Raw genomic sequence first — 22,526 nt, forward strand, 5'->3', positions numbered from 1 at the left:
CCCCGATCGAGCCCTGAAGGGGCGGTAGAAAGCGTTGCCGTCGGGTTCTGCCGCCCCTTCAGGGCTCGATCGTGATTTGACGGTTACCCAGGGGGTAAAGCCCTGGGCTAAGTTCTCTTGGCCCTTCGGGCCGAAAGACGGTCACGGTTGTCCCCGCGCTGCCCTCAAACAATGTGGGTAAAGCTCAGGGGTAAACCCTGGGCTATGTTCTCCCGGCCCGTTGGGCCCGGATCGCTTATACGGTCTGATAGGTGTAACACCGGCAGGGCACCTGGAAGGGAAGGCAAGGTTTTACCACCATGGCCGCCGGAGTGGTATAAGGCGGCACGCCTGTACGCTCACCTTAACAAACGCCGGTCCCGCCGGGCTGGATTTGCTGAAGGAGCGGCAGAACCGTAGGGAGTCGCTCAAGGCCGTCTCGGCACCGGTTGAACTAACCGTGCGTAAACCTCACCGAGAAATGATCAGATCGCTCCCGAGACATGGACCTCACGCCGTTCTCGGAAATACGCTCGCGTTTCCGCTTCCCGGAACTGACCGTGATCTTTAACGCTATGAATGATGCTGTGGCCACGCTCCACCAAGGCTTCCGGTCGAGCTAGTAATCCTCGGTGGTCGACGCCAAATGGTTCGTCGTCAGAACTGAAATCCTCGATCAGCAATCCAACCGCGCGGACGTTGAGGGCGATGACCACATCGTCGCCGCAGGGTGTCGCCAGCCACTGGCAGGGATCGTCCAGCATCCCGGCCGCCTGCATCCGGTGCACGGCTTCCTTGGATAAGGCCAGGCCGCCGCCATTGCAGTGTTCGCCCAAGCGGTAGCCGTTAAGCAAGGCGTGGCGAATCGTCTGTCGAATGCGGCGGTAGCGGCCCCACAACGCAAGTTGAAGTGCCGGCAGCTTGCCGCAAGGCGTTCTCCTCCAGATGCTCACCTGACAGAGGAGCTTCTCGATCGCAGGTGCAGCCGGGAAATAATTTTTCAGGTGCGACAAGGAGGTCGGATTAAATCGAAAATTCCCGAGTAAACCCACGTTGTCGTTCGCAGCAAACCGGCAGCAAACCTTGTTGGCAAATGGGGCGATAACCAACGAATCGGGATCAATTTTCAGCACAAACTGCAGGTCCGGCATGGCCTTTAAAATGGCGAGGGCCGCAAGAATGCCCGCCGTGCTGCCTTGGCACCAACCGTCCGCCTTTCCCATGCGAGGATTCTTGATCGCGCCGGCCGCGCCTCGGCGCTCCCTGGGAACAAGCTCCAGGAGGTCACGTCCGCCCCGGTCGTCATCCACCAGGAGAAGGTAAAAATCACTCTCATAGTGGTAAAGGGAGGCGACCGTATCCCGAGCCCTTGCCAGCTCCGCCTCGCCGGGTCCAATCATCAGAATCACACCAAAGGTCGGCATCGTTGCGTGGCGCGAGTATCTTACAAAGGACGATGGTGTCAAACCGGCACCTCGTCGAGCCTCTGGAAAAGCGAGGCATTATCCGTATTCTCCGGAAAATCCAGGGGAAAATCCTCTGCGCCCGCTCCGCGGCAAACGACGCCCGGTTAGGACCCTCAAAAGCTCTCGGCAAGGTCCAGCCTTCCGAAGGCCGGTCTCACCCGGGGCGACGGGACCGGGATCAAGCCGGTTTTAGAAGCGCGCGGCCCTGCCGTCCACCGGTCACCGGTCTTGTGATCCGTTACCGGCAGCATTAGCCGCGACATCCACCACCCGGCACCCCTTTTGCGATTCGAGTGCTGCGGCAAATATCCGTTGGCTCTGAACCGCCTCGGCCGGGGTTGCGCAGCCGAAGCGGTCACCGAGCGCGCCTTCACGCTCCATCAGGAACGCCGCCCACATCTGCTGGATCACGTCGTTGAAGCCGACCTCGAAAATACCCCCGGTAATCGTCTTGAACGGCACCTCGAACCCGAGCTCGGTCCGTTTCCAGGATTGTTCCTTGGTGCGTTCGAAGGTCCAGAAGCTTTTCGGTTCGGCCGTGCTGAACCGGACGCCGCCATCCGTGCCGAGCACCTCAAAAAACCAGGTGTTGGTCGCGCCGGGTGCCAACCGTTTCATTTCCAATCGCAGCGGAGTTTCCTGTCCTTGAATCCGGGTCCAGGTATGGAGCAGCGCATTATCCCAGGTATCGCACGGCGCTTTCCCGCCTTTGCCGTCCGGCCGTTCCGGATAACCTTTCTGGAGCTGGGCAAACAAGCGGACCGGTCCCCACCCCAGCCGCAGGGGCACATGGCAGACGTGCATGCCCAGATCGCCGAGTACGCCGATCTCGCCGCAGACCGCGCTTTGGCGTTTCCAGTTGGCCGTCTTGCCCGGATCAAGGTCGCTTGAATGATGAAAGCCCGAGACCACTTCCAGGACGCGGCCCAGCCGGCCCGAGCGTACCGCCTGGATGGCTCGCTGCGTCCCGGGCAGATAGGGGAACTCCGAACTGCACCGGACGAAGCGCCCGGTCGCGGCAGCCGTGCCGGCAATCCGCTCGGCGGCAGCCAGGTCGACTCCGAACGGTTTTTCGGCCAGCAAATCTTTGCCCGCCTCCAGCACCTCGCAGTAGATCTTTTCGTGCAGGTTGTGCGGGACCGCCACGTAGAGGACCTCCACGTCGGGCCGCTCAAGCAACCGGCGGTAATCGGACGTCAGGAACGTCCGGCCGTCATCAAACCATTCCAGGGCCGCCGGATTCAGGTCCGCGACGCCCGCCAACTGGGGTTCGACGGACACATCGAGCAAAGCCCGCCAGCGCGCAAAGGCGCTGGCAATTTCGCGTCCCATCAGGCCGCCGCCGATAATGCCGATTTTGACCGGTTTACGCTTCATACGCTTCCCTTCCAGGTTTAAAGGTAGCGGCAGGCATCCTCGGCCTTTGCTCCCTCATGGACGATCGCCATTAAGGCCTTGGTCATACCGGCCGGGTTTTGGTGCTGAATCACGTTGCGCCCGTAGACAATGCCGGCGGCGCCTTGCCCGATCAACTGTTCGGTGCGCCGCAGGATCTCCATGTCTTCAGCCTTGCCGCCGCCGCGCACCAGGACCGGCACCCGCGCAACCTCAATTACTCGATGGTAATCAAGCGGGTTATCGGTCGGATCGGCCTTAATGACGTCGGCGCCGAGTTCGACCGCCTGGCGGACCAGCGGCAGAATCTTATTGATATCGCCGTCGACCATGTAACCGCCGGCTTTGGTGTTAGGCTGAAACACCAGCGGCTCGATCATCAGGGGAACCGCGTACCGGTCGCAATCCGGTTTGAGCTTCAGGATATTCCGGATGCATTGGTCGGTGACCTCGGGCTGCTCGGGGATCTGGAACAGGTTCACGACCACGCAGACGGCATCCAACCGCAACGCCTGTTCGACCGCCTGGTCGATCATCCGGCTGAAAAGGGCTCGCGGCAGCGCGCGCCCGTAGACGTTGGCCACGTCGGTGCGGAGCACCAGCGCCGGTTTTTGTTTTCCGGGAATGCGCTGGAGCACCTCGGCCTGGCCGACCGTCAACTGGATGGCGTCCGGGTTGGCCCCGACGAGGGTTTTGACGGCGTTCTCGAGGTCCTCAATGCCGCCGAGAAAGCCGAGTTCGTTGAAAAACCCGTGATCAACCGCCACGTCGAAGCAACGCTGCGATTTCGGGTTAAAGAGGCGGTTAAGCCGGAAGAGTTTCATCGTGGGGGGTAGCGAGGCTCTGCGGTGGGGTGAACAGATCAATGGGTCCGAACGGATTTCCGGTTCTCAAACCGGCCCGCCAGACAATCGTGCCGGAAGCGCTCGACGCGCTCAAGCAAACGTACATCGAGCTCATTCAGATGGTTTCGATCGCTCAGCAATGGTTTGGCCGCCCGCATCACCCGCCGCAGCGCCCGCCGGGCAATAAAGCGGGTTGCCCGCGTGTGCTGGCGGAGAAAAAAGTCGTTGTCGGGTGGCAGTTCGAACAGGCGCGGCAGCCGGTGCGGTGCATAGTCAAGCCCGACCGAATCGCACCAATCAAGCCACTTGAAATCCAGAATCCGGTCGTCGATACGCACCGGTACCCAGGGATGAGCCAGCGCGTCCGAGATGATGGCGCCGTGCATCGCTTCGCTCAACAACACTTCGCAATCGCGGATCTGTGCGATTACGGTTTCGACATCCCCCTGCGGGTCGATGTAGTCCATGCCGACGTCGGCGCAGACGCATTTCCACGCGTCGAGGTTATGGTGGAAATGCGGCATTAACGCGAATTTAAAACGCGGGCTCCGCTCCGAGGCGGGGATGAACCGGCGGGCCAGCATGCCGGGATCGGTAATCGCCAGATCCGGGCTCAACCCAAGCGCCTGAGCCGACCGGGGACCTCGCACACAGTAAATCTCCCAGGAGGAATCCAGGGCGGGCAACTTGCCGTACCCCACGCCGGAACCCATGACGACCTTCCGGGGCAGCCTCTCGATCCCATGGTTCTGGTTGAGGATTGTGCCGATCCCCAAAAACACCGTCGACGGATCGTCGTCAAAACATTCAGGAATCAGCCGGTGCCAAAGCCAGGCGTTAAGCAAGTCGCCAAAATTCCTGATCGCGCTCCAGTAAAACAGCTTCATGGGTGGGGGCGGCACAAACAAACCAGCAAATGCGTTTTCGGCAAGCCCGTTAACGTGCCGTCGACGGCCGGAGGGGCTTGACTTGGGGGCGTGCGTGGGGCACTGACAAAGGCCGTACGATCACGCGCAGTAATTATGGAGGATAAATTTTCGGCGAGGGTCGCGTTACTTCTTCCGGCGTACAATTCCGCGGCTTACCTGCCGGAGATGGTGGCCCAGGCCCGGCAGCAAACGGTGCCGTTTGCCGAAATTATCTGTTACGATGACGCCAGCCGGGATGATACCGCCGCGGTGGCGGACGGGTTGGGCATCAGAGTGATCCGCGGGGCCGAGAACCGCGGGGCCGCATTTGCCCGCAACCGCCTGCTGGAGGCGACCCGTTGCGACTGGGTTCACTTCCACGACGTTGATGACGAGCTTTCGCCGCGGTTCCTCGAGAAGATGGTGCAACTGCTGTGCGATCCCCGGACCGCTGCGGTCTGCGCCACCAGAAAAACCTGGGACGATAACTCCCGACCAACGCGCATCGAAAGATTTCCCCGGCTTGAGTCGGAACCGGACCTGCTGGCATTCTTCCTGACCCATTTCATTCACCTCAACGCGTTCATCTTTCCCAGAGCGTTCCTCCTGCAGATCGGCGCTTTTCGCGACGAGTTACGCCTGGCGGAAGACACGGAGTTTGAGGCGCGGGCCGCCGCCCGCGGTTTAAAATGCCGGTACCTGGATGAAGCGTTGGTGGGTTGGCGGATCCACCCGCAATCGACCACCGGACGGGTCTCGCGACAGCTGCGCTGGCAATACGATCAACTTTACATCAAGAGGCTCCTGGAATGCCTGAATGCCCGTTACCGCCGGATCCTGGGGGAATCCTGGCTCTATCGGGCATGGTGGCTGTATTACACAGGCCAGGACATGTCCGATCGCCGCTACATCGATATCGCCCGGCTCTGCGGCGTACGCCACCTTGCCGGCGCGAGCATGCTGGAGCGCCTGCTCAGCCACGGCGGCGGTCCGCGAACCGCCTTTTTTCTCAAGAAGTTCTGGTCGCGGCTCCGTCACGGCCGGGCCGGCGTGCATTGAGCCTGATCTCGTCCCTCGCCCATGAATCTCAAACGGAGCGTTTCGCTGCTGATCCCGTGCTATAACGCCGCCCGGCACCTGCCGGGCCTCGCGCAGCAAATCGCAGCCCAGACGTCAGTTTTCGCCGAAGTGATCTGTTACGATGACAAAAGCCAGGACGACACTGCCACGGTGGCGCGGGCTCTCGGCTTCGACGTCATCACCGGGCGCGAGAACCGCGGCGCGGCGTTCGCTCGAAACCGGTTGTTGGAAGCCGCCTCTGCACCGTGGGTCCATTTTCACGATGCGGATGACGGGTTGGACCCGCGATTTCTGGAGCGACTGAGTTCCTGTCTCGGTGAGGAGCGCACGGCCGTCATGTGCGCCGTCCGGAAGCGATGGAGCGGCGGCCGGGAACCGGACGTGGTTTACCGCCATCCGGAAGCCGGTACGCACACGGACTGGATCGCGTTTTTTATCCGGTATTTCGTGCATGTGAACGCGTTCATCTTTCCGCGTTCGGCCATCCTGCGCGCCGGTGGTTTTGCTGAAGATCTGCGGATTGCGGAAGATCGCGAATTTCTCGTGCGGGCAGCGGTGAGAGGCCTGCGATTCAGGTATGTGGATGAGGCGCTGGTCGACTGGGTGGTGCACCCGGACTCCACGCTGGGCCGCGCCGAAACGGAGACGCGGTGGCGGTTCGACGGCATCTTTCTGCGACGCTGTTACGATATCCTCGATGCTCCGCACCGGCGCATCCTGGGCGAACATGCGTTGCATCGCGGCTGGTGGCTCTGTTGGAACGGCGTCATACCCGGCGCCCGGGAAAACGTCGCGGTGGCCAACCTGTGCGGCGTGCGTCATGAGCCCGAGGCAAAGTTTGTGGGGCGAATCATGAGCCGCGTCCTGGGGACGCTGCCCTACTTCGTCCTGAAAAAGCGGTGGGCCAGCCTCGCCGCCCAATGGCGCGGCGCCGTCCCTGCGGGTGCTCCGGAGGGGTCTGAAACGCCGTGACGAATCAGATTTCGGATATGATGCGCAGGCTGTTCTTCGGCGGCTGGTACATTGTACTTTGGTCCGCGGCGCTTTTTCCCGCTGCCCCACGCTCATGGGCAGCCGGCCCGCTGGAAGTGAAATTTGATCGGAACGGCATCTCGTCGCTGGTCTGCAATGGACAGGAATTCCTCGGCCACGCCGGCAAAGAGTGGTTCGGCGAACCGGGGATGCTGGTCCTTTACGAAGGCGATCCGGCCCTGCATTACGACCGGCCCGGCGAAACTGCCCGGCCCGATCCTGCCACGCTGGCCCGGGTTTACCCGTGGGGCTCGGTCCAGGTGCGCTACGACGTTCATGCGTCGGACCTCGACATTTCCGTGGAGGTCCATAACGGGTCGACCCGGACGATGAGCAAGGTAGAGTGCGACCTCCTGTACCTTGAGTTTCCAGGCGATCGCACGCCGGACAAATGGGATAACACGAACCCGCCCAAAAATGACAACCGGAATGGCCCCACCATTCTGATCGCGGACTACGGCACCGGCAAGGTTGTGACGGTGGATCCGATGGCGTCCGTCCCAACCCTTACGCGATGGGGCTCTCGACAGGCACCCGGCCGGTACCAGCTTTCCGTGCAACGACCGGCGCCGCTTGCGCCCGGTGAAACCGTGCGGATGGCCAGCAGTTTGCGGTTCCGTTCGAGCGACACACCGGTGGATCAGGTCACCGATGACGTCGTCCGAGCGTTTCGCGAGCGCAATCCGCAGGAACTGGCCTGGCCCGATCGCCGGCCGATCGGTTCGCTGATCCTGGCGCGCGCCAACACCGGATGGCCAACAAACCCGCGCGGATGGTTCAACGACCGGAATATCAACGTCACCACGCCGGAGGGACGGGTCACGTTCTTCAACCGTTTGTTCGACCTCGCCAACGGCACCCTCGCCAACCTGCGGGCCACGAACGCGCAGGGAATCATCGTCTGGGACATCGAGGGCGAGCAATACCCGCAGGGTGAAGCGACCTACGCCGGCGATCCGCGCCTCGTGGCAAGACTCGCCCCCGAAATGGAACCGGTCGCCGATGACCTGTTCGCGAAATTCAGCGGCTCCCATTTTCGGACCGGCGTCTGCCTGCGTGCCGACGCCATCACGTTCCGGGCAAACGGCAGTTTTTATCAAAAGCCGTTCACCGACCGCGAACTGCTTCGCAAATCTCTCGATGCACGGATTACCTACGCCAGGTCCAGGTGGGGCTGTACCCTGTTTTACATCGATTCCTACGGCGGTTCACCGGCCTACCAGCCGGAGGTGTTGAAGGAACTTCATGAGAAGCACCCCGACGTGCTCCTGATTCCCGAATTCGAACAGACGCTTACCTATGCCTACGCCGCGCCTTACAAAGAGCTGCGCTCGATCGCCGGCTCCGCCGGCACCGCGATCAGCCCTTGGCGGGCCCAGGCCGTCTACCCTAAATGCTTTACCGTCATCAACACCGCAGACGGGCCGGTTGCCGGCAGGCGCGGCGAACTGGTAAAGGCCGTTCGTCGAGGCGATATTCTCCTTTATCGCGCGTGGTGGCGCGATCGCGATTTCAATACCCTCCGTTCCATTTTGGCGGAGGCAGGCCTCTCGGGACTTTGAAGAACCACTGCACGCGGCAGCGCAGGTACCTCACAAAGGCCGCAGATTGAAATTCTTCCGTATGGCGGGGGTGACCGGACGGGTGCGCAGCGCTTTGGAAACGGTCGCCCGAATTCCGATGCTCTTCGGATTCGGGCCCGTATTATTTTCTCCGGTCATCTTCACGTAAATGGCGCCCGGGAAAGGCACAACGCTGAGGGGACGTCCGATTGCGGCGAGGTAAGCCGCGATGGTGTGATGCCCGTGCCGGAGGGCAAAAGAGTTCTCCGCCGGTCCAGCCAAGTCCTCCGGCAGCTCCTCGCGCGCGAACCGGATGATGTGGGAACTCCCGCAGCGCAGGTGAAAATCGTTGTGCCACTCGAGCCAGCGGGAGCCTTCGTCGTAGCTGTAGCCGCTCCGGATCATCCACCCATGGCTCTGCGGGTGCGCCGCGGCGAGGGCCGCCAGATCGTGGTGCACCAAGTCATCAGCGTCAACGCCCATCACGAATCCCCCGCCCCGCTCGCGCACCGCCATCAGCCCCCGCCGGACTTTGGCGGCTTTATCCGCGATCTGCGCCTGCTTGTTCGGGGCTGGAGGAGGGAAACTCTCCCGGATGATCTCAAGGCCGGTATGCGAGGGCAACCCGGTGGGCACGTCTGTGCAGATCAGAAAGATACGGAACTCTCGTGAGGTTTGCTGGTCGAGAGAAGCCAGGGTCCGCCGGCAGAGCCGCGAGACGCGATCCCAATCGTGGGAAGCCGCGCGGCCCTTCAGTGGAACGATGAAGTAAAGCATGGGGAGGATATTTGCCGGGCGCGGGACAAATGCAATGCGCGTACCCCGGGGCGGCGCACTGGAGGTGCGGGTGCCGCGGCGGACGCTGGGCCCATTTGGGGCGGCTCGGTGGTCACTCCGGCAACTGCCTAAAGGCTCAGGCGTAATACAGTTATTATTAATTTTATGGAATTCATGACGATTATCTACGCAGCGGATCATCATTTGTCGTCATGCCCTTCAAAAAATATTTATCCATTCCTTTCCTGCTCGCCCTGGCGCTGCTCCTGCCCAACAAAGCAGCTCTCGCCCAGAGCACAGGATCTTCAACCACGACCGTCCCGCCCGGAACCCCCGGACCGGTCGCGATCCAACTGAACCAATACGGCTTAACTTCCCTGCAGGTGGGTGGCCGGGAGTGGCTCGGCCGGCGCTCCGGCAACACGCTCGTCGGTGACTTTTTCGTCGCTACCTGGAGAGGCAATAATTCATCCTCCAATTATGAGAGCCGCCTCACGGCCCAGTTAAACGGAACCACCACCAGCCAGACTTACCCGTGGGGATCCGCAACCTGCACCTACACCACAACGTACAATACGCTAAACTACGACATTTCGGTAACTAACACCGACCCGACGCCGTTCTCAAAACTCCAGCTGATCCTGGGTGACGTCATGTTTCCGAATGCGGTTACGCCGAAGGGCTGGGATGATACCGATCCACCCAACGCCGATAATTACAGCGCTCCCGCGGTGTTGATCGGTGATTACGGCACAGGCATCCTGGGCCTGGTCAACGACGACGTGAACACCCCGGAGGTGACGCAGTTCAGCTCGAAATACTGGGGCGGTTACCCGCTTCGGGTCACGACCGAAAAGCCCATCCCCTCGGGCGCAACCGTCACGTTTCATGTCAGCCTGCGGTGGGCTGCGGAAGGAAGCACCAAGCAGCAGATTGCGCCGGAACTCTGGGCCGCCTTCCAGGCAACTCGTGTCCAGGAGTTGAATTGGAAAGACCGGCGGCCCATCGGGTCGATTTTCCTGGCCACCGTTCAGCGCAACTACCCGACCAATCCGCGGGGCTGGTATAATGATCCGACGATTAACGTTTTCACGGCCGCCGGCCAGGCCAGCTTCAAGTCCCGCATCATGACAACGGCCGCGCAGGTCGTGGCAGAACTCAAATCCATGAACGCGCAGGGTTGCATCGTCTGGGACCTTGAGGGCGAGCAGTACCCCCAGGGCCTGGTGACCTTCATCGGGGACCCGACCCTGCTGCCAACCTTTGCGCCGGAAATGGATCCGATCGCCGATGGCTTTTTCAGCACGATCAAGAACGCCGGCTTCCGTGTCGGCGTCTGCCTGCGCTGCCAGCACCTCGTGCCCTTCTCCCAGGGCGGCTACGTCCAGGAGGAATACCCCGATAATCAATCGATCTTTAACGCCCTGGATCAGCGCATCACCTACGCCCAGCAGCGCTGGGGCTGCACCCTCTTCTATATCGACACCAACGGTGGCGTAAATGGGGTTTACGACGTCAGCATCTTCCAGCAATTGCAGGAAAAACATCCCGACGTGCTGCTGATTCCTGAAGAGAAGTACGATGCGTACTTTGCTTACACCGCGCCCTACTATGAACTTCGTCCGATGGGCACCAGCGCGGGCACGAGCGGCACTCCGGCAAGCGCCGTGGCGATCACCCCAGGGGCCTTTTCGGTGATCAACGTCGTCGATGGTGATTACGTCAACCGGCGCAACGAACTGCTCGCGGCAGTAACACGCGGCGACATCCTCCTTTACCGCACGTGGTATGCCAGCCCGGAGTTCGCCGCCGTGAAGAGCATCTACCAGCAGGCCACGGCAAACGGCGGACCCGTGGCGCAGGGAGACGTTTTCTCGGTGCATGCGGGCCAGGATACGGTGCTCGATGTCCTTACAAACGACTTCGACCAGATTGTCGGGCGCACGCCCCTGCAAATCATCAGCTACACCCAGCCGACGTCCGGTTCGGTCTACACCCAGAACGGGTCGCTTCACTACGTGGCGCCGCTCACACCACCCGCGAGCGGTTTGAACAGCTTCACCTTCAAGTATACCATTTCGGACAGTGTCAAGACCAGCACTGCGCCGGTAACGGTTAACGTGGGCCAGTAGCGGCGCCGGCACCGGGGCCTGACCCGTCACGTACTAACAACTAAAATGTCGAGGCCGGCGGTATTACCTACCGCCGGCCTTTTCTTTCTGGTACCGATCAGTCAGGGATGAGGGTCCGCGAAGCAATCAAGCTCATCGAAAACGATGGATGGTTTCTGGTGCGAACACGCGGCAGTCACCGGCAGTACAAGCATCCTCAGAAGCCCGGCTTGGTCACGATCGCGGGCAAACCGGGTGATGAGCTTGCTCCTGGTACAACGAATAGTATCCTCAAACAGGCAGGATTAAAATGAATCGGTATCTCGTCATCATCGAGCGGACCAGCAGCGGACTCTCGGCTTACTCGCCGGATTTGCCGGGCTGTGTGGCAACCGGAGCGACCAGGGAGGAGCTCGAACGGAAAATGCACGATGCGATCGAGTTTCACCTGGAAGGTTTGCGCCTCGAAGGTGAACCGGTTCCCTTGCCGCGGTCGGAGGCGACCTACTGCGAAGCAGGCTGAGATTAACGGGAACCGCGGCAAGCTTTGCCTGGGATTTACAGTCTTCCGCTCACCTCCTGCAGGACACGCCGCCACGCCTTCCAGGCTTGTTCGAAAGTCCAGCCGGGGCGCAGCGAAGGCTTCTCTCCCGGCGGCCATTGTTCGTACAGATTTTGAACATACCCGGCCAATGGACCGGCCGCGCCCGGCGGAAAGCACTCGCCGTAACCGCAAACGCGGATCTCACGGGCAATCGCGCCGTTTTCCGGTCCGATGAAGATTAACGGCCTCGGCAGACACATCAACAATCCCAACTTACTCGGCCAGAGCAGGCCTCGGGTGCAGGGTTTCTGGGTTACGAGCATCGCGTGCGCCTGAAGGAGAACGTCCGTCAGCCGGTCTTCGGGCGCGTACGGACGCCATTCCACCCGGGCCAGCTTGAGCTGCTCCGCCCGGCGCCGGGCCGGCTCCCAGGACGCACCGCCGCCCTGGAACGCAAGGGTGACCGGGCACCCGCGATCTTCCAGAATGCGTTGTGCGGCCATCGCGGTCTCCCAGTCGTGCGCCTGGCCGAGATTGCCGGAGTACAGCCAGGTAAACCCATCCCTGGACGGATACGCCAGCCGGCCCGGACCGGTCCGGTCCAGGCCGTGCAGCAGCCATGGACGGATGATTTCAGTGTCGATCCCGTACCGGCGCTTGAGGTGGTCCCGCATGTCTGCATCCAGACAGATCGTTCGGGTGGTGGCCCGGTAGCACGAACCCGTCGCCGTATGCAGAATGCTCCGGATGGGTGCGGGCACCGCGCCACCCAGCGCCAGCGCCAGCTCCGGGTAGAGATCGAGCGCCCAGTGAACGGATTTAGCCCGCTTGAGCGCGCAGAGTGCCGTGGCGACCAGCAGGATCGCTGGCGGCGATGACGTCGAGATCACGACGTCAGCCCGCCCGGCCAGCAGGCCCCGGCACAGGAGACGGCTCAAGGCCTTGAGCTCCCGCCCCGCGCGCGAATACCGGCTCTTGGCGCGAACCCGGTAATCCTGGCCGGAATCGATCATTACCACCTGATGACCTTCGCCCCGCAGCGCCGCCGCCAGATCCCCCACCAGCTTCGCCGTCGGCGAAGGGTCGGGTGGTTTGTACTGGTTAAGAATAAAGACGCGCATCCGGCACCGCTTCCCTGATCTCCTTGACGACTTCAGCCGGATTGCCTCGAACCAGGCAGTAAGGCGGAACCGGCGCGGTCACGATAGCACCGGCGGCAACGACCGCACCGGGCCCAACCGTGACGCCCGGTCCCACGAACGCGCCGGCCGCAATCCAACTCCCCGCCCGGATCTCGATCGGTTTGGTGACCAGGTCGAACGTTTCCCTGCGGTAGTCGTGGGAACCCGTGCATAAGTAGCACCGCTGCGAAAGGCAGACGTTCTCGTGCAGCGTCACCCTGGCCAGGCTGAGGATCCAGACCCCATCACCGATCCAGACATCGTCGCCCACCTCCAGCCGCCAGGGAAACGAGATTTTCACCTGCGACCGGACCACCACGCCCCGGCCGATCTTCGCACCGAAACACCTCAGCAGGGCAACCTTCAGGCCGGACGGAAAAGGCACCGGCGTCTCGAAAAAGGCGCACCGAACCAGCGCCCAGAGGGCTTCACGCCACCTCGGCATGCCGCGGTTGAATCCGGCGGTTGAAAACTTGCGCAGATTAATCATAGCGAAACGGCGCTTCGCCTCACCCGCGGTCGCGGCCCGCCCTGCCGCCGTCCCGGGCGCAGCGGAACCGGCGGGATTTGACCCCGAACGATTTTGCCTCTAAGCGTGTCACGCACAGGTCTTATATGTATGGATCGAACAGTATGTCCAATTAATCATAATATTACGAACTTGAAGCCGCGCACGGCCGATCCTGGCGCTTGAAATGGCCGAACTGCTGGAAAAATCAAGCTTTGGGCAGGGTCGAACCCTGAGAATTATAAAACGTTCCAGACAACGCAACGGCGAATGCTGAATCACCTCGATCGAATCTTTGCGCGTAAACCCGGTCTCGCCGGTTGGCTGCTGGCGTTGGTCGCGGGCTACGCCTGGGTACTGCTCCTGTGGCACTTGTCCGCCTTCTGGCGAGTCCTGGAGGACTACGAGTACGGGTGGGCCGTCCCGGTCCTGGTCCTCGCCCTGCTGTGGCGGCGGCGGCACCTGCCGGCACCCGAACCGAAGACGTCGGTCACGGCGTTTGCCGGTGTTTTCCTGGGCACGCTGCTGCTGCTCCCGTTGCGGATAATCCTCGACGCAAACCTGGATTGGCGGCCCGCCGTCTGGGCTTTGGCTGCAGTCGTGATCACGGTGACCCTGTGCGCGATCTATCTGGCGGGAGGCAAACCGTGGCTGGCAGCTTTGGCGTTCCCCGCCCTTTTTGTCCTTACCGGCGTTCCCTGGCTGGGCAGGTTGGAACTCCCCATCACTTCCGGTCTCATGCGGTTTGGAGCGTTTGTCGCGACGGAATTGTTGAACCTTATCGGCGTGGCCGCCTGCCAGCGCGGGAGCGTGGTCGAAACCGCGGCCGGCCTGATCGGGGTCGATGAGGCGTGCAGCGGGATTAAAAGCCTGCAAACCATGGTTGCCGTAGGGCTCTTTCTTTCCGATTTTACCGCTTGGCGTGGGCCCAGGCGTTTCCTGATCGTGCTCATCGGTGCGGTGCTGGCGACGGCGGCGAACCTTGGCCGGTTGGTCCTGCTCGCCTGGGTGGGCAGCCAGGGAGGTTCCGGCGGTGTGGAACGGTGGCATGACCCGGCGGGCGCCGTGGCATTTGCCGCGGCGTGCCTCGCGCTGGTGGCCATCGTACGCAAGCTGCCCGCGGCGCCGCCCGCCCCGCCGCCGGCGGTGCATCCGAGGCCGGCGATAGCCGCTTCCCGCCCTTCGTGGGCGTTCCCCGGCCTGGTTCTTTGCGTCCTCTGGCTGGGCGGGGCCGAACTGGTGCGTCTTTACTGGTTTCAGCCCCGCCAAGTCTCGGCCGGGGCACGCTGGACGGCGGTCTGGCCGGAACCTTTCAACGGGGCAGGTTTAAAAGTGCTGCGCGTCTCGGACGCCGTCCGCAACCAATTGCAATGCGATACCGGAAAGGCGGTGCGCTGGTCCGACCGGCCCGGTACGGAATGGATCGGTTACTTTTTCGAATGGCGCCCCGGTTTGCACGCCTACTTCGCACGCTCGCAGCACTCCCCGGAAATCTGCCTGCCTGCGACCGGCCGGCGCCTGCACAAGGACCTGGGATTCTTCGACATCAAAGCGCCCGGGCACCTGATCCAGGTTCACCACCTCCTGTTTGAAGACGACTCGGGCCCGTTGAACGTCTTCTTTATCGTGGACGGCTCGGCGGTCCGCGACAACGTCGAGCAGCGGCAGGCCGGTTCCGTCACCGGCCGGCTCCGCAGCGTCTGGGAACGGCACAAAGAGGCTGATCGCCGGTCCCTGGAGTTAATCGCGGCCGGTTACCTGACCCCGCAGTCTGCTCGAGAGGAAGCGCAACGCTGGCTGACGCAGATCATCCGTCCGGAAAACGGGCCGGTGACCCTGTAAACGCCTGGCTCTGATCAGAAATTATCACTTTTCAGTTTATAGGGTAGCGAACTCTTGTGAATGGAGCCATCCGTTAAAATTCTGACCTCGGCGGCACCGCCAACAATTCAAATCCATATGAAATTTTTAATTAATTTTGCATTAATGAGTGCTATTATCCGCACGGTTGATAGCATTGGGGGTTGTAAAGTGGGTTCAGCACCCATATGAAAATCGGAAAAGCATGAAAAAACTATGGATAATGTGCTTGGGCGCGGGATTGGGCTTGGCCAGTCTTACCGCTCAAGCCAGCATAACGCTCGATTGGAATGATCAACCGCAAGGTACGTTGAGCCGCACGAACCAGAATACTTATCAGGGTTCATTCACGGCCTCAGACGGCGGCGCCGTAGACGCCACCGTGCAGTTGTCGGGCAACGTCACGGCGTTTCGCTCCGGACCTACGCACTTACAGACGCCGGCGGTCACCAACACCATCTTTGATGGAGGGTTGCCGTCCGGAAACTCAAACCTGGCCATCGTAGCGAATTTCAACAGGCCAGGCGTGAGTGCGACGCCGGGCACAGTAGAAGTCACGCTCGACTTTGCCGGGTACAAACAAGGGGTCAAAAATGTCACGTTTGATTTATTCGACGTGGATGCCCGTGACCGTGCCAATTTCGTGGACCAGATCCAGTTTATCACTCCGGGCGTCGCCCTGACGGCCGGTGCGGACAACACGGTCACGGGCAGCACGGTCACCGGTACGGGTCCTTCACCGAATCACGGTCCGGACAGCGGTGCCGGTAACGTGCGCGTCGCGTACGGTTACCTGCCGCTGCATCAGATCGTGTTCGATTTTACCAGCCCGACGCCTAACAGGGCCCTGCACGGGTTCGCCATCAGCAACCTCTCATTCGCGCCGGTGCCGGAGGCCAGCCAGCTTGCAATCGGCTTGGCGGCATGCGCGTTCGGGGCGCTTTGGCTCCGCAAGGCGGATCAGCGCAGGACGGCCGGTATTGCCTGATCTGAAAGGCACGGACTTTGACCAACCATTAGCCAGGTCTGCACCCTCGAAGGTGAGGCCCACTTTCGGGGGTGCACTGTCTTGAACGTTCGAAAAAATGACTTGGCCTCAAGCGGCTGCACTCCTCTTTCTGAGCCTTACACCGGTTCACGGCGGTTTGCTGGATCAGTTTCGCGTGTGGCAAAGCCAGCAATCCACGCGTACCGCGGCCCAGGCGCTTAAGGATAATAAGCTCGACGAGGCGACGGTCGCAGTCCGCCGGGCGATCCAACTCGATCCGAATAATGCCGAAGCCATCGATCTGATGGCGCAGCTCAGCGCGTTGGTGTCGCCGGAGGAAGCGGTGAAATGGCGCGAGCGGATGACGAAGCTTGCGCCGCAATCTCCGGAGGCGTGGTTAAGCCTGGCCGAAGCCGCGATGAACGCCCGGCAATACCAAGCGGCCGGCAGCGCGCTCGACCGCGTGCCCGGGCCGGCCCGCTCCCTTCGCTTTTACCGTGATGCGGGTGTGCTGGCCCTGGCGATGAACAACCGGTCTGAGGCGGATGATTTTTTCCGGCGGGCCGCGGCCGCGCCGGGAGCAACCAATGCGGACCGTCTAAACCTCGACGCGCTCGACCTCTCCTCCGGCCAACCTGACCGCGTTTCGTCCGCCAAGGCCGGTCTTACGGCCCTGGCCACCGATCCGTCCGTCGCGGAAAAATGCCACCGCCTGCTGGCCACCTTCGAGATTTCGAACCACGATTTTACCGGGGCCGAGCCGCATGTGGACTATTTGCTCCAGCTGCCGCAGGTCCGGTTTGAGGATGTGCTCATCGCGCTGGATCTGTTTCTGCAAACGGACCGAACCAGGTTCGACCAACTGCTGCATAACTGCGTCGTCCGCTTCCAGGACGAACCGTTGCCGGCTTCCGAGGTGGTGCGCTGGTTGAATGCAAAAAATCTGCCGGCCGAAGCTCACAGCGTCGTTTCCAAGGTGACCCCGCACGTGGCAAATGATCCGGGGTTCAAAGCGATCCTGGCGGACACCTTCGTGCGCCAGAAGGATTGGGCAGGTCTCCAGGAGTGGACCAAGGCCCCGGACTGGGGCACAAATGAATACCTGCGGGTTGCCTACAACCTTAAGGCGCGCCGTGAACTGGGCAACCTGGTGCTTTCAGAAGCGCTGAATGCGTGGCGCGAAAGCCTGGCCCGGGCCGGACAGCAGGCGGAATGCGTATCGGTCCTCTTCCACCTGGCCATGGAGTGGGGTTGGCAAACCGAGGCTGAAAGCGCGCTCTGGGCCGCGGCGGATGCTTCCTCCGATCGGCGTGAGGCGCTGGCGGCGCTCTGGCGCTGGTATGGCCGGAAGCAAAATACCCAGGGGCTGTTCCGCGTAGCCAACCGGCTTCTGGAGCTCGATTTCAACGATCGCGCCGTCAAGAACAATGTCGTGATGCTCGGTTCTCTCCTCGGCATCAAGAACGGGTCATTCCTGGATTGGGCCCGGGACAACTGGGAGAATGACCGGGGCAACCACCCGCAGTTCGGCACCACGTACGCTTTCACGCTTTTTCAAAAAGGCGATCTCGACGACGCCGCCCGGGTGCTTGCACAAATCAACCCGGACGTCCTGAACAACCCGGATGACGCCTTGTACGCCGGCATCATCAAAGCTGCCCTGGGCCAGCAGGAAGACGCCAGGAAACTTTTGGAAGCGGCTTCACGGGGCGCGCTCTTGCCTGAAGAAAAAGATTTGTTGATGAAAAGCCGCTTATCTTTAGCGGCAGGAGCGCCTTTGCACTCCGGGCGACGGTAAACGGAGCGCTGCGGACGGCCGTTATGCAAATAAGAGAGGGCTACGAGATCGAAATTCGCCCCCGCCAAAACTGGCTGAAGGTGGATTGGGAAAGCCTGGTGGAATTCCGGGACCTTTTCCTGTTGCTGGTCCGGCGGGATTTCGTGGTGAAATACAAGCAGACGTTACTGGGACCGCTCTGGTTCGTGATTCAGCCGCTGCTGACTACCCTGGTGTTCACCGTAATTTTCGGCGGCGTGGCTAAAATATCGACGGAGGGCATTCCTCCCATGGCTTTTTACCTCAGCGGCTTGACGGTATGGGCCTATTTTTCCCAGTGCGTCAATACTAACGCGACCACGTTTCTCACCAACGCCAACCTGTTCTCGAAAGTGTTTTTCCCGCGGCTGATTGTGCCATTAAGCACGACGGTGTCCACTCTGTTTGCCCTCGCGGTTCAACTCGTCAGCCTGATCGCGTTTATCACCTATTTCAAAGTCAACGGCGCGCCGGTCTACCCGACCGCACTTGCAATCGTCACCGTGCCTTTGGTGATCTTCCAATCGGCAGTCCTGGCGCTCGGCTTCGGCCTGCTGTTTGCATCGTTCACGGCGAAATACCAGGATCTCGTTCATCTCATCGGCTTCGGCCTGCAGATCTGGATGTACGCAAGCCCGATCATCTATCCCGCCTCGAAAATCCCGGCCAGGTACGCCTGGCTGATCTGGGTAAATCCGGTAGCGCCCGTCATCGAGAATTTCCGCGCAGGCTTTCTCGGTACCCCATTCATGCCGGCCCCGGTCACCGTCTGGTCCATCATTCTGACCGGATCGATCTTCTTTGCCGGCCTGTTCCAGTACCAGCGGGCCGAGCGCACCTTCATCGACACGATATAAAATGCCACCGCAGAAAATGCCACAAATGGAAGACGGGTGTCGGGTGTCGGGTGTCGAGTTCGGAGTTCGGAGTTCGGAGTTCGGAGCGGCTTCGCCCCACGGGTCCTTAATCTGTGTCAATCTGTGTAATCTGTGGATGCTTCCTCTTTTCTGCGTCCTCTGCGTGTTCTGCGGATGATTCGGTCTTCCCACCGTGTGAACGTGACCCTCGGGGTAGATCGGACCCGCTTCTACGATGCCTCCGAACTCCGAACGCCGAGCCCCGAACTCTTCCCCTTCCCGCCGCGGCTCTCCGTGTGACCGGCACTCGACACTCGACACTCGACACCCGTCTTCAATTTGTGGCATTTTAAATGAATGTTCTCGTCGATAACGGTTTACCCGAACTGACGAACCTGGGTGACCTGGCGATGTTAATGGCGGCGTGTCGCGGGATTCGCCGGAGGTGGCCCGGCGCGAGGATTTTTACGTTCGCCACCAGTCCCGAGCGCCTGAAGGCGACGTTGCCTGACGTGGCGGCCGTGGACCCGGTCGGCCGGGAATTATGGTCGCAAGCGGCCGCCCTGGGCTGGCTGGTGGAGACCAAGGTGCCCCGGCTGCAAGGCCCGGCGCGCGTCTACCGCAGGCTGACGGGCCGGCCTTCACTTGCACCCTTGATCGAACTCGGGGCGCGCAGCGATAAACCGCGCGAAGGCGCGGTCTCGGCGTTTCTGCATTTCCTCCGCGAAGTCGACCTTTACTTCTGGGCCGGGGGCGGCTACCTGGCCGATCCGTTCGGATCATTGGCCACCAAACTGGCCAATACGCTTGAGGCGCTGTCCGGGCGCAAGGTGCCGGCAGCAGCTTTCGGGCTGGGCATCGGCCCGCTTCACCGGCCGCGCATCCTCAGGACCGTACGTGCAACGATGCGCAATCTTTGCGCGATCGGGGTTCGGGAAGGAAGTTCACTGCAACTGCTGCAAGGTTGGTCACTGGATGGAGCTGACCTGTGTCTGACCGGAGACGATGCCGTTGCCGGGGCATTTGCCGAGCGACGGCCGGCACTCGGGGATGCGCTTGGGGTCAGCATCCGGCTCGAGTACTACTCCGAGCTCGCCGCCCGGCACTTGGCGGTGATCAAGGAGGTGGCACATGAATTCTGCGTCCGGCAAGGCGCCGGGATGACCTCGATTCCGATCGCGCCGGGCGACTTCGCACCCAACGCGAGGTTGCGCGCCGGTGCCGTGCCCTTCGAGGCGCCCGCATTCGAACTCGGGGCGGTTTACGCGGCGATCCGCCGTTGCCGGGTGGTGATCACCGCTTCTTACCATGCGGCCGTCTTTGCGCTCTCGATGGGAATTCCCGCCATCGGACTGGCCGGCAGCGAATACTACGTCCAGAAATTCCGGGGACTGCAGAAACAATTCGGGGGTATCCCGCGGCTGATCTTGTGCCGGGCGCAAACGCCGGTCGACGCGTTCCGGGATGAACTTCGCGAAGCGCTCACGGGCTTTTGGTCAGATGCGCCCCGGGTTCGTCCAAGCCTTCTGGCGGGCGCGGCGGCACAGGTTGCCATCAACGACGCGTTTCGTGAGCGCGTATTTGACCGGTTGGAGGCGCAATTCCGGTAAGGCCACTGCGCGGTGCGCTGCATCGCGTAGAGCATTCGCCGGATGGTGACCACGATGGGATCAATTCAAGGCAGGATAGCAAAGGTAACGATCGGGATTCCCGTTTACAATTGTGAACGGTGGATCGCGGACACAATTCGCGCCGCGCTGGCGCAGACGTGGGAACACAAGGAAATCATCGTGGTGGATGACGGTTCATCCGACGCCACCCCGGAACTCTGCCGTGAGTTCGGCGACCGGATCCGGTTTGTAGCCCAGGGACGCCGCGGCGGCAACGCGGCACGCAACCATGCATTGCGTCTGGCCTCAGGCGATTGGGTGCAATTTCTGGATGCGGACGATTCACTGCCGCCGGAGAAAATCGCCATCCAGTTGGGTGCAAAAGCGGCCGCCGGCCGCGACGTGATCTGCAGCCCGGTGATCTTCGAAAAGTGGCACGGCGACCGGCTCGTCCGGCGCGGCGCGCAGCAAATTGCGCAGCCCGTCGATTGGAAAGCGGAATGGCTTCGCTGGAATCTCCCGCAGACCGGTGGCTGCCTCTGGTCCCGAGAGGCGCTTCTGGATATCGGGGGCTGGAATGAGGATTATCGCTTCAACCAGGAATACGAGCTTTATTTTCGTGCGCTGCGGGCGGGATTGAACTTCGCCCTGGTGGACGGGCCGCGCGCGATCTACCGGCTCTGGTCCGAAAACACGGTTTGCAGAAGGGATAAGTCCGGCGTCGTGCTCGGCAAGACCCGGCTGATCCACGCCTTCCTTGACTGGCTGGCAACGGCGGCGCCCGACGACCTCCCCCATTATCGGCGCCTGGCCGGAGTTGCGTGCTTCGAAATGGCGCGCACGCTCGCCGCCCAGGATCTCGTGCTGGCGCGGAACTTTTTCCTGGATCGACGACGGGAAGGGTTGATCACCCTGGACGGGCCGGCTGCACCGTGGAAGTACCGGTTTACGCTTCGTGTGCTTGGCTTTGCTGCTGCCGAAAAGCTCGCCCGCCTCACGCGACGCAACACGGCCGCTGCAGCGGCCTGATTTCCCAATGACGACCCCGATGAGCAAGGCGATTTCATTGCTGATTCCCTGCTACAATGCAGCCGCATTTCTGCCGGGACTTTTTGACCGGATCAATCGCCAGACCACCCCGTTCAACGAGGTGATCGTCTACGACGACCATAGCAGCGACAAGTCGGCAGAACTTGCCGGGCGATTTGGGGCCAGGGTGCTTCGAGGCTCGAGGACGCGCGGCCCGGGGTTCGCCCGCAATCGCCTGCTGGAGGCCGCCACCTCGCCGTGGGTGCATTACCATGACGCCGACGATTGGCTCTCCTCCCGTTTCGTGGAACGAATGAGCGACGCCCTGCTTTCGCCCGATCACGGGGCGGCTTGCGCCCTGCGGGTCGTATACCTGGACGGCTCGGAACCTGATTCGGTCCTGCGCTTTCCGGAGGTGGCGACCACGGACAACCTGGTGGCGCTGATGATCAGGCAATTCATCCACCTCGATGCGCTCGTGTTCCCCAAACATCTGATCAAGGCTGCGGGTGGCTTCGTCGACCAGATGCGCTTCAGCGAGGACCGCGATTTGCTGGCCCGCATCGCGGAAACGTCCGTCCGTTTCGGCTACATCGATGAACCGCTTGCAACCTGGACCAAACACGCGAGATCACTGACGCGGTCCCGCCCGACGCTGGCGCAGGCGCCTTACCGGCGCTGGTACCTGCATCGCTGTTACCATAAACTCAGCCGGCGGCACCGTAAAACCATCGGTAACCAGGCGCTTTACGTTGCCTGGATGTTTTATTTCGACGCCGCCGGACCCGAAGCCGACGCGTACCGGCGTGAGGCGCGCCGCTGGATCTATTTGGCGCGCCTTTGCAACCAGCGATACGAATCCTGCCGCTCTCTGCCGGAACGCCTCGTTGGCCGCTTTCTCGGACCGGAAGTGGTCTTTCGGGCGCGACGGTGGTATGCAAAGAGACGGGCTCGGCTCCTCGCCGCCGGAGGCTGAAT

At 61.6% G+C, this 22,526-nt stretch carries 20 protein-coding genes; 13 read left to right on the forward strand and 7 right to left on the reverse strand.

Annotated features, from left to right (window positions below):
* Positions 1-464: 464 nt before the first annotated feature.
* From JO015_21195 to JO015_21210, 4 genes are all read right to left on the reverse strand, one after another.
* Entirely contained in the window at positions 465-1,403 is a 939-nt protein-coding gene (locus JO015_21195) for a hypothetical protein (protein MBW0001620.1), read from the reverse strand.
* Positions 1,404-1,664: 261 nt separating this feature from the next.
* Entirely contained in the window at positions 1,665-2,822 is a 1,158-nt protein-coding gene (locus JO015_21200) for a Gfo/Idh/MocA family oxidoreductase (GenBank protein MBW0001621.1), read from the reverse strand.
* 17 nt (positions 2,823-2,839) lie between these two features.
* The gene (locus JO015_21205) at positions 2,840-3,664 is read right to left on the reverse strand and encodes an aldolase (protein ID MBW0001622.1); all 825 of its coding nucleotides are present in this window, start codon (positions 3,662-3,664) and stop codon (positions 2,840-2,842) included.
* Between the two features lie 38 nt (positions 3,665-3,702).
* Positions 3,703-4,572: a polysaccharide pyruvyl transferase family protein gene (locus tag JO015_21210; protein ID MBW0001623.1), complete on the reverse strand. Its 870-nt coding sequence runs from the start codon at positions 4,570-4,572 to the stop codon at positions 3,703-3,705.
* Between the two features lie 135 nt (positions 4,573-4,707).
* Between JO015_21210 and JO015_21215 the strand changes: the two genes are divergently transcribed.
* From JO015_21215 to JO015_21225, 3 genes are read left to right on the forward strand one after another with little or no spacing between them, the layout of a single operon-like run.
* Positions 4,708-5,652, forward strand: coding sequence for a glycosyltransferase family 2 protein (locus JO015_21215; GenBank protein MBW0001624.1), 945 nt, complete (start codon positions 4,708-4,710; stop codon positions 5,650-5,652).
* A gap of 21 nt (positions 5,653-5,673) precedes the next feature.
* Entirely contained in the window at positions 5,674-6,645 is a 972-nt protein-coding gene (locus tag JO015_21220; protein MBW0001625.1) for a glycosyltransferase family 2 protein, read from the forward strand.
* A gap of 17 nt (positions 6,646-6,662) precedes the next feature.
* The gene (locus JO015_21225; protein MBW0001626.1) at positions 6,663-8,267 is read left to right on the forward strand and encodes a hypothetical protein; all 1,605 of its coding nucleotides are present in this window, start codon (positions 6,663-6,665) and stop codon (positions 8,265-8,267) included.
* Positions 8,268-8,297: 30 nt separating this feature from the next.
* Here the strand turns inward: JO015_21225 and JO015_21230 are convergent, their stop codons facing one another.
* Positions 8,298-9,044, reverse strand: a complete 747-nt coding sequence (locus tag JO015_21230; protein MBW0001627.1) for a glycosyltransferase family 2 protein — start codon at positions 9,042-9,044, stop codon at positions 8,298-8,300.
* Between the two features lie 212 nt (positions 9,045-9,256).
* Between JO015_21230 and JO015_21235 the strand changes: the two genes are divergently transcribed.
* The 3 genes from JO015_21235 (at position 9,257) to JO015_21245 (ending at position 11,678) form a co-directional block, all read left to right on the forward strand.
* Positions 9,257-11,176, forward strand: coding sequence for a hypothetical protein (locus tag JO015_21235; GenBank protein MBW0001628.1), 1,920 nt, complete (start codon positions 9,257-9,259; stop codon positions 11,174-11,176).
* Between the two features lie 107 nt (positions 11,177-11,283).
* Positions 11,284-11,469, forward strand: a complete 186-nt coding sequence (locus tag JO015_21240; GenBank protein MBW0001629.1) for a type II toxin-antitoxin system HicA family toxin — start codon at positions 11,284-11,286, stop codon at positions 11,467-11,469.
* A complete protein-coding gene (locus tag JO015_21245; GenBank protein ID MBW0001630.1) occupies positions 11,466-11,678 on the forward strand; it encodes a type II toxin-antitoxin system HicB family antitoxin in 213 nt (70 codons plus the stop codon). Before JO015_21240 ends, JO015_21245 begins: the two co-directional genes overlap by 4 nt.
* A 35-nt stretch (positions 11,679-11,713) precedes the next feature.
* On the opposite strand, the gene JO015_21250 is transcribed toward JO015_21245, so the two are convergent.
* Both JO015_21250 and JO015_21255 read right to left on the reverse strand, forming a co-directional pair.
* The gene (locus JO015_21250) at positions 11,714-12,820 is read right to left on the reverse strand and encodes a glycosyltransferase family 4 protein (protein MBW0001631.1); all 1,107 of its coding nucleotides are present in this window, start codon (positions 12,818-12,820) and stop codon (positions 11,714-11,716) included.
* A complete protein-coding gene (locus JO015_21255; protein MBW0001632.1) occupies positions 12,801-13,370 on the reverse strand; it encodes a WcaF family extracellular polysaccharide biosynthesis acetyltransferase in 570 nt (189 codons plus the stop codon). The genes JO015_21250 and JO015_21255 overlap by 20 nt, the downstream gene beginning before the upstream one ends.
* 288 nt (positions 13,371-13,658) lie before the next feature.
* Here JO015_21255 and JO015_21260 point away from each other — a divergent pair, with 288 nt between their 5' ends.
* The 7 genes from JO015_21260 to JO015_21290 all read left to right on the forward strand — a co-directional run bounded on the left by JO015_21260 (position 13,659) and on the right by JO015_21290 (position 22,524).
* Positions 13,659-15,230, forward strand: coding sequence for an exosortase/archaeosortase family protein (locus tag JO015_21260; protein MBW0001633.1), 1,572 nt, complete (start codon positions 13,659-13,661; stop codon positions 15,228-15,230).
* A gap of 223 nt (positions 15,231-15,453) precedes the next feature.
* Positions 15,454-16,236 carry a hypothetical protein gene (locus JO015_21265; GenBank protein ID MBW0001634.1) on the forward strand — a complete coding sequence of 261 codons (783 nt, stop codon included), beginning with the start codon at positions 15,454-15,456 and terminating at the stop codon, positions 16,234-16,236.
* 97 nt (positions 16,237-16,333) lie between these two features.
* Positions 16,334-18,034 carry a hypothetical protein gene (locus tag JO015_21270; GenBank protein MBW0001635.1) on the forward strand — a complete coding sequence of 567 codons (1,701 nt, stop codon included), beginning with the start codon at positions 16,334-16,336 and terminating at the stop codon, positions 18,032-18,034.
* A 23-nt stretch (positions 18,035-18,057) separates the two neighbouring features.
* Positions 18,058-18,909 (forward strand): ABC transporter permease, encoded by an 852-nt coding sequence (locus tag JO015_21275; GenBank protein ID MBW0001636.1) that lies wholly within the window; start codon positions 18,058-18,060, stop codon positions 18,907-18,909.
* A 353-nt stretch (positions 18,910-19,262) separates the two neighbouring features.
* The gene (locus JO015_21280) at positions 19,263-20,519 is read left to right on the forward strand and encodes a polysaccharide pyruvyl transferase family protein (protein ID MBW0001637.1); all 1,257 of its coding nucleotides are present in this window, start codon (positions 19,263-19,265) and stop codon (positions 20,517-20,519) included.
* A 54-nt stretch (positions 20,520-20,573) separates the two neighbouring features.
* Positions 20,574-21,548, forward strand: coding sequence for a glycosyltransferase (locus JO015_21285; protein ID MBW0001638.1), 975 nt, complete (start codon positions 20,574-20,576; stop codon positions 21,546-21,548).
* Between the two features lie 19 nt (positions 21,549-21,567).
* Complete coding sequence (locus JO015_21290; protein MBW0001639.1) at positions 21,568-22,524, forward strand: glycosyltransferase family 2 protein; 957 nt, start codon at positions 21,568-21,570, stop codon at positions 22,522-22,524.
* The last annotated feature ends 2 nt before the right edge of the window (positions 22,525-22,526 follow it).

Source organism: Verrucomicrobiota bacterium, assembly GCA_019247695.1.
Classification (GTDB): domain Bacteria; phylum Verrucomicrobiota; class Verrucomicrobiia; order Chthoniobacterales; family JAFAMB01; genus JAFBAP01.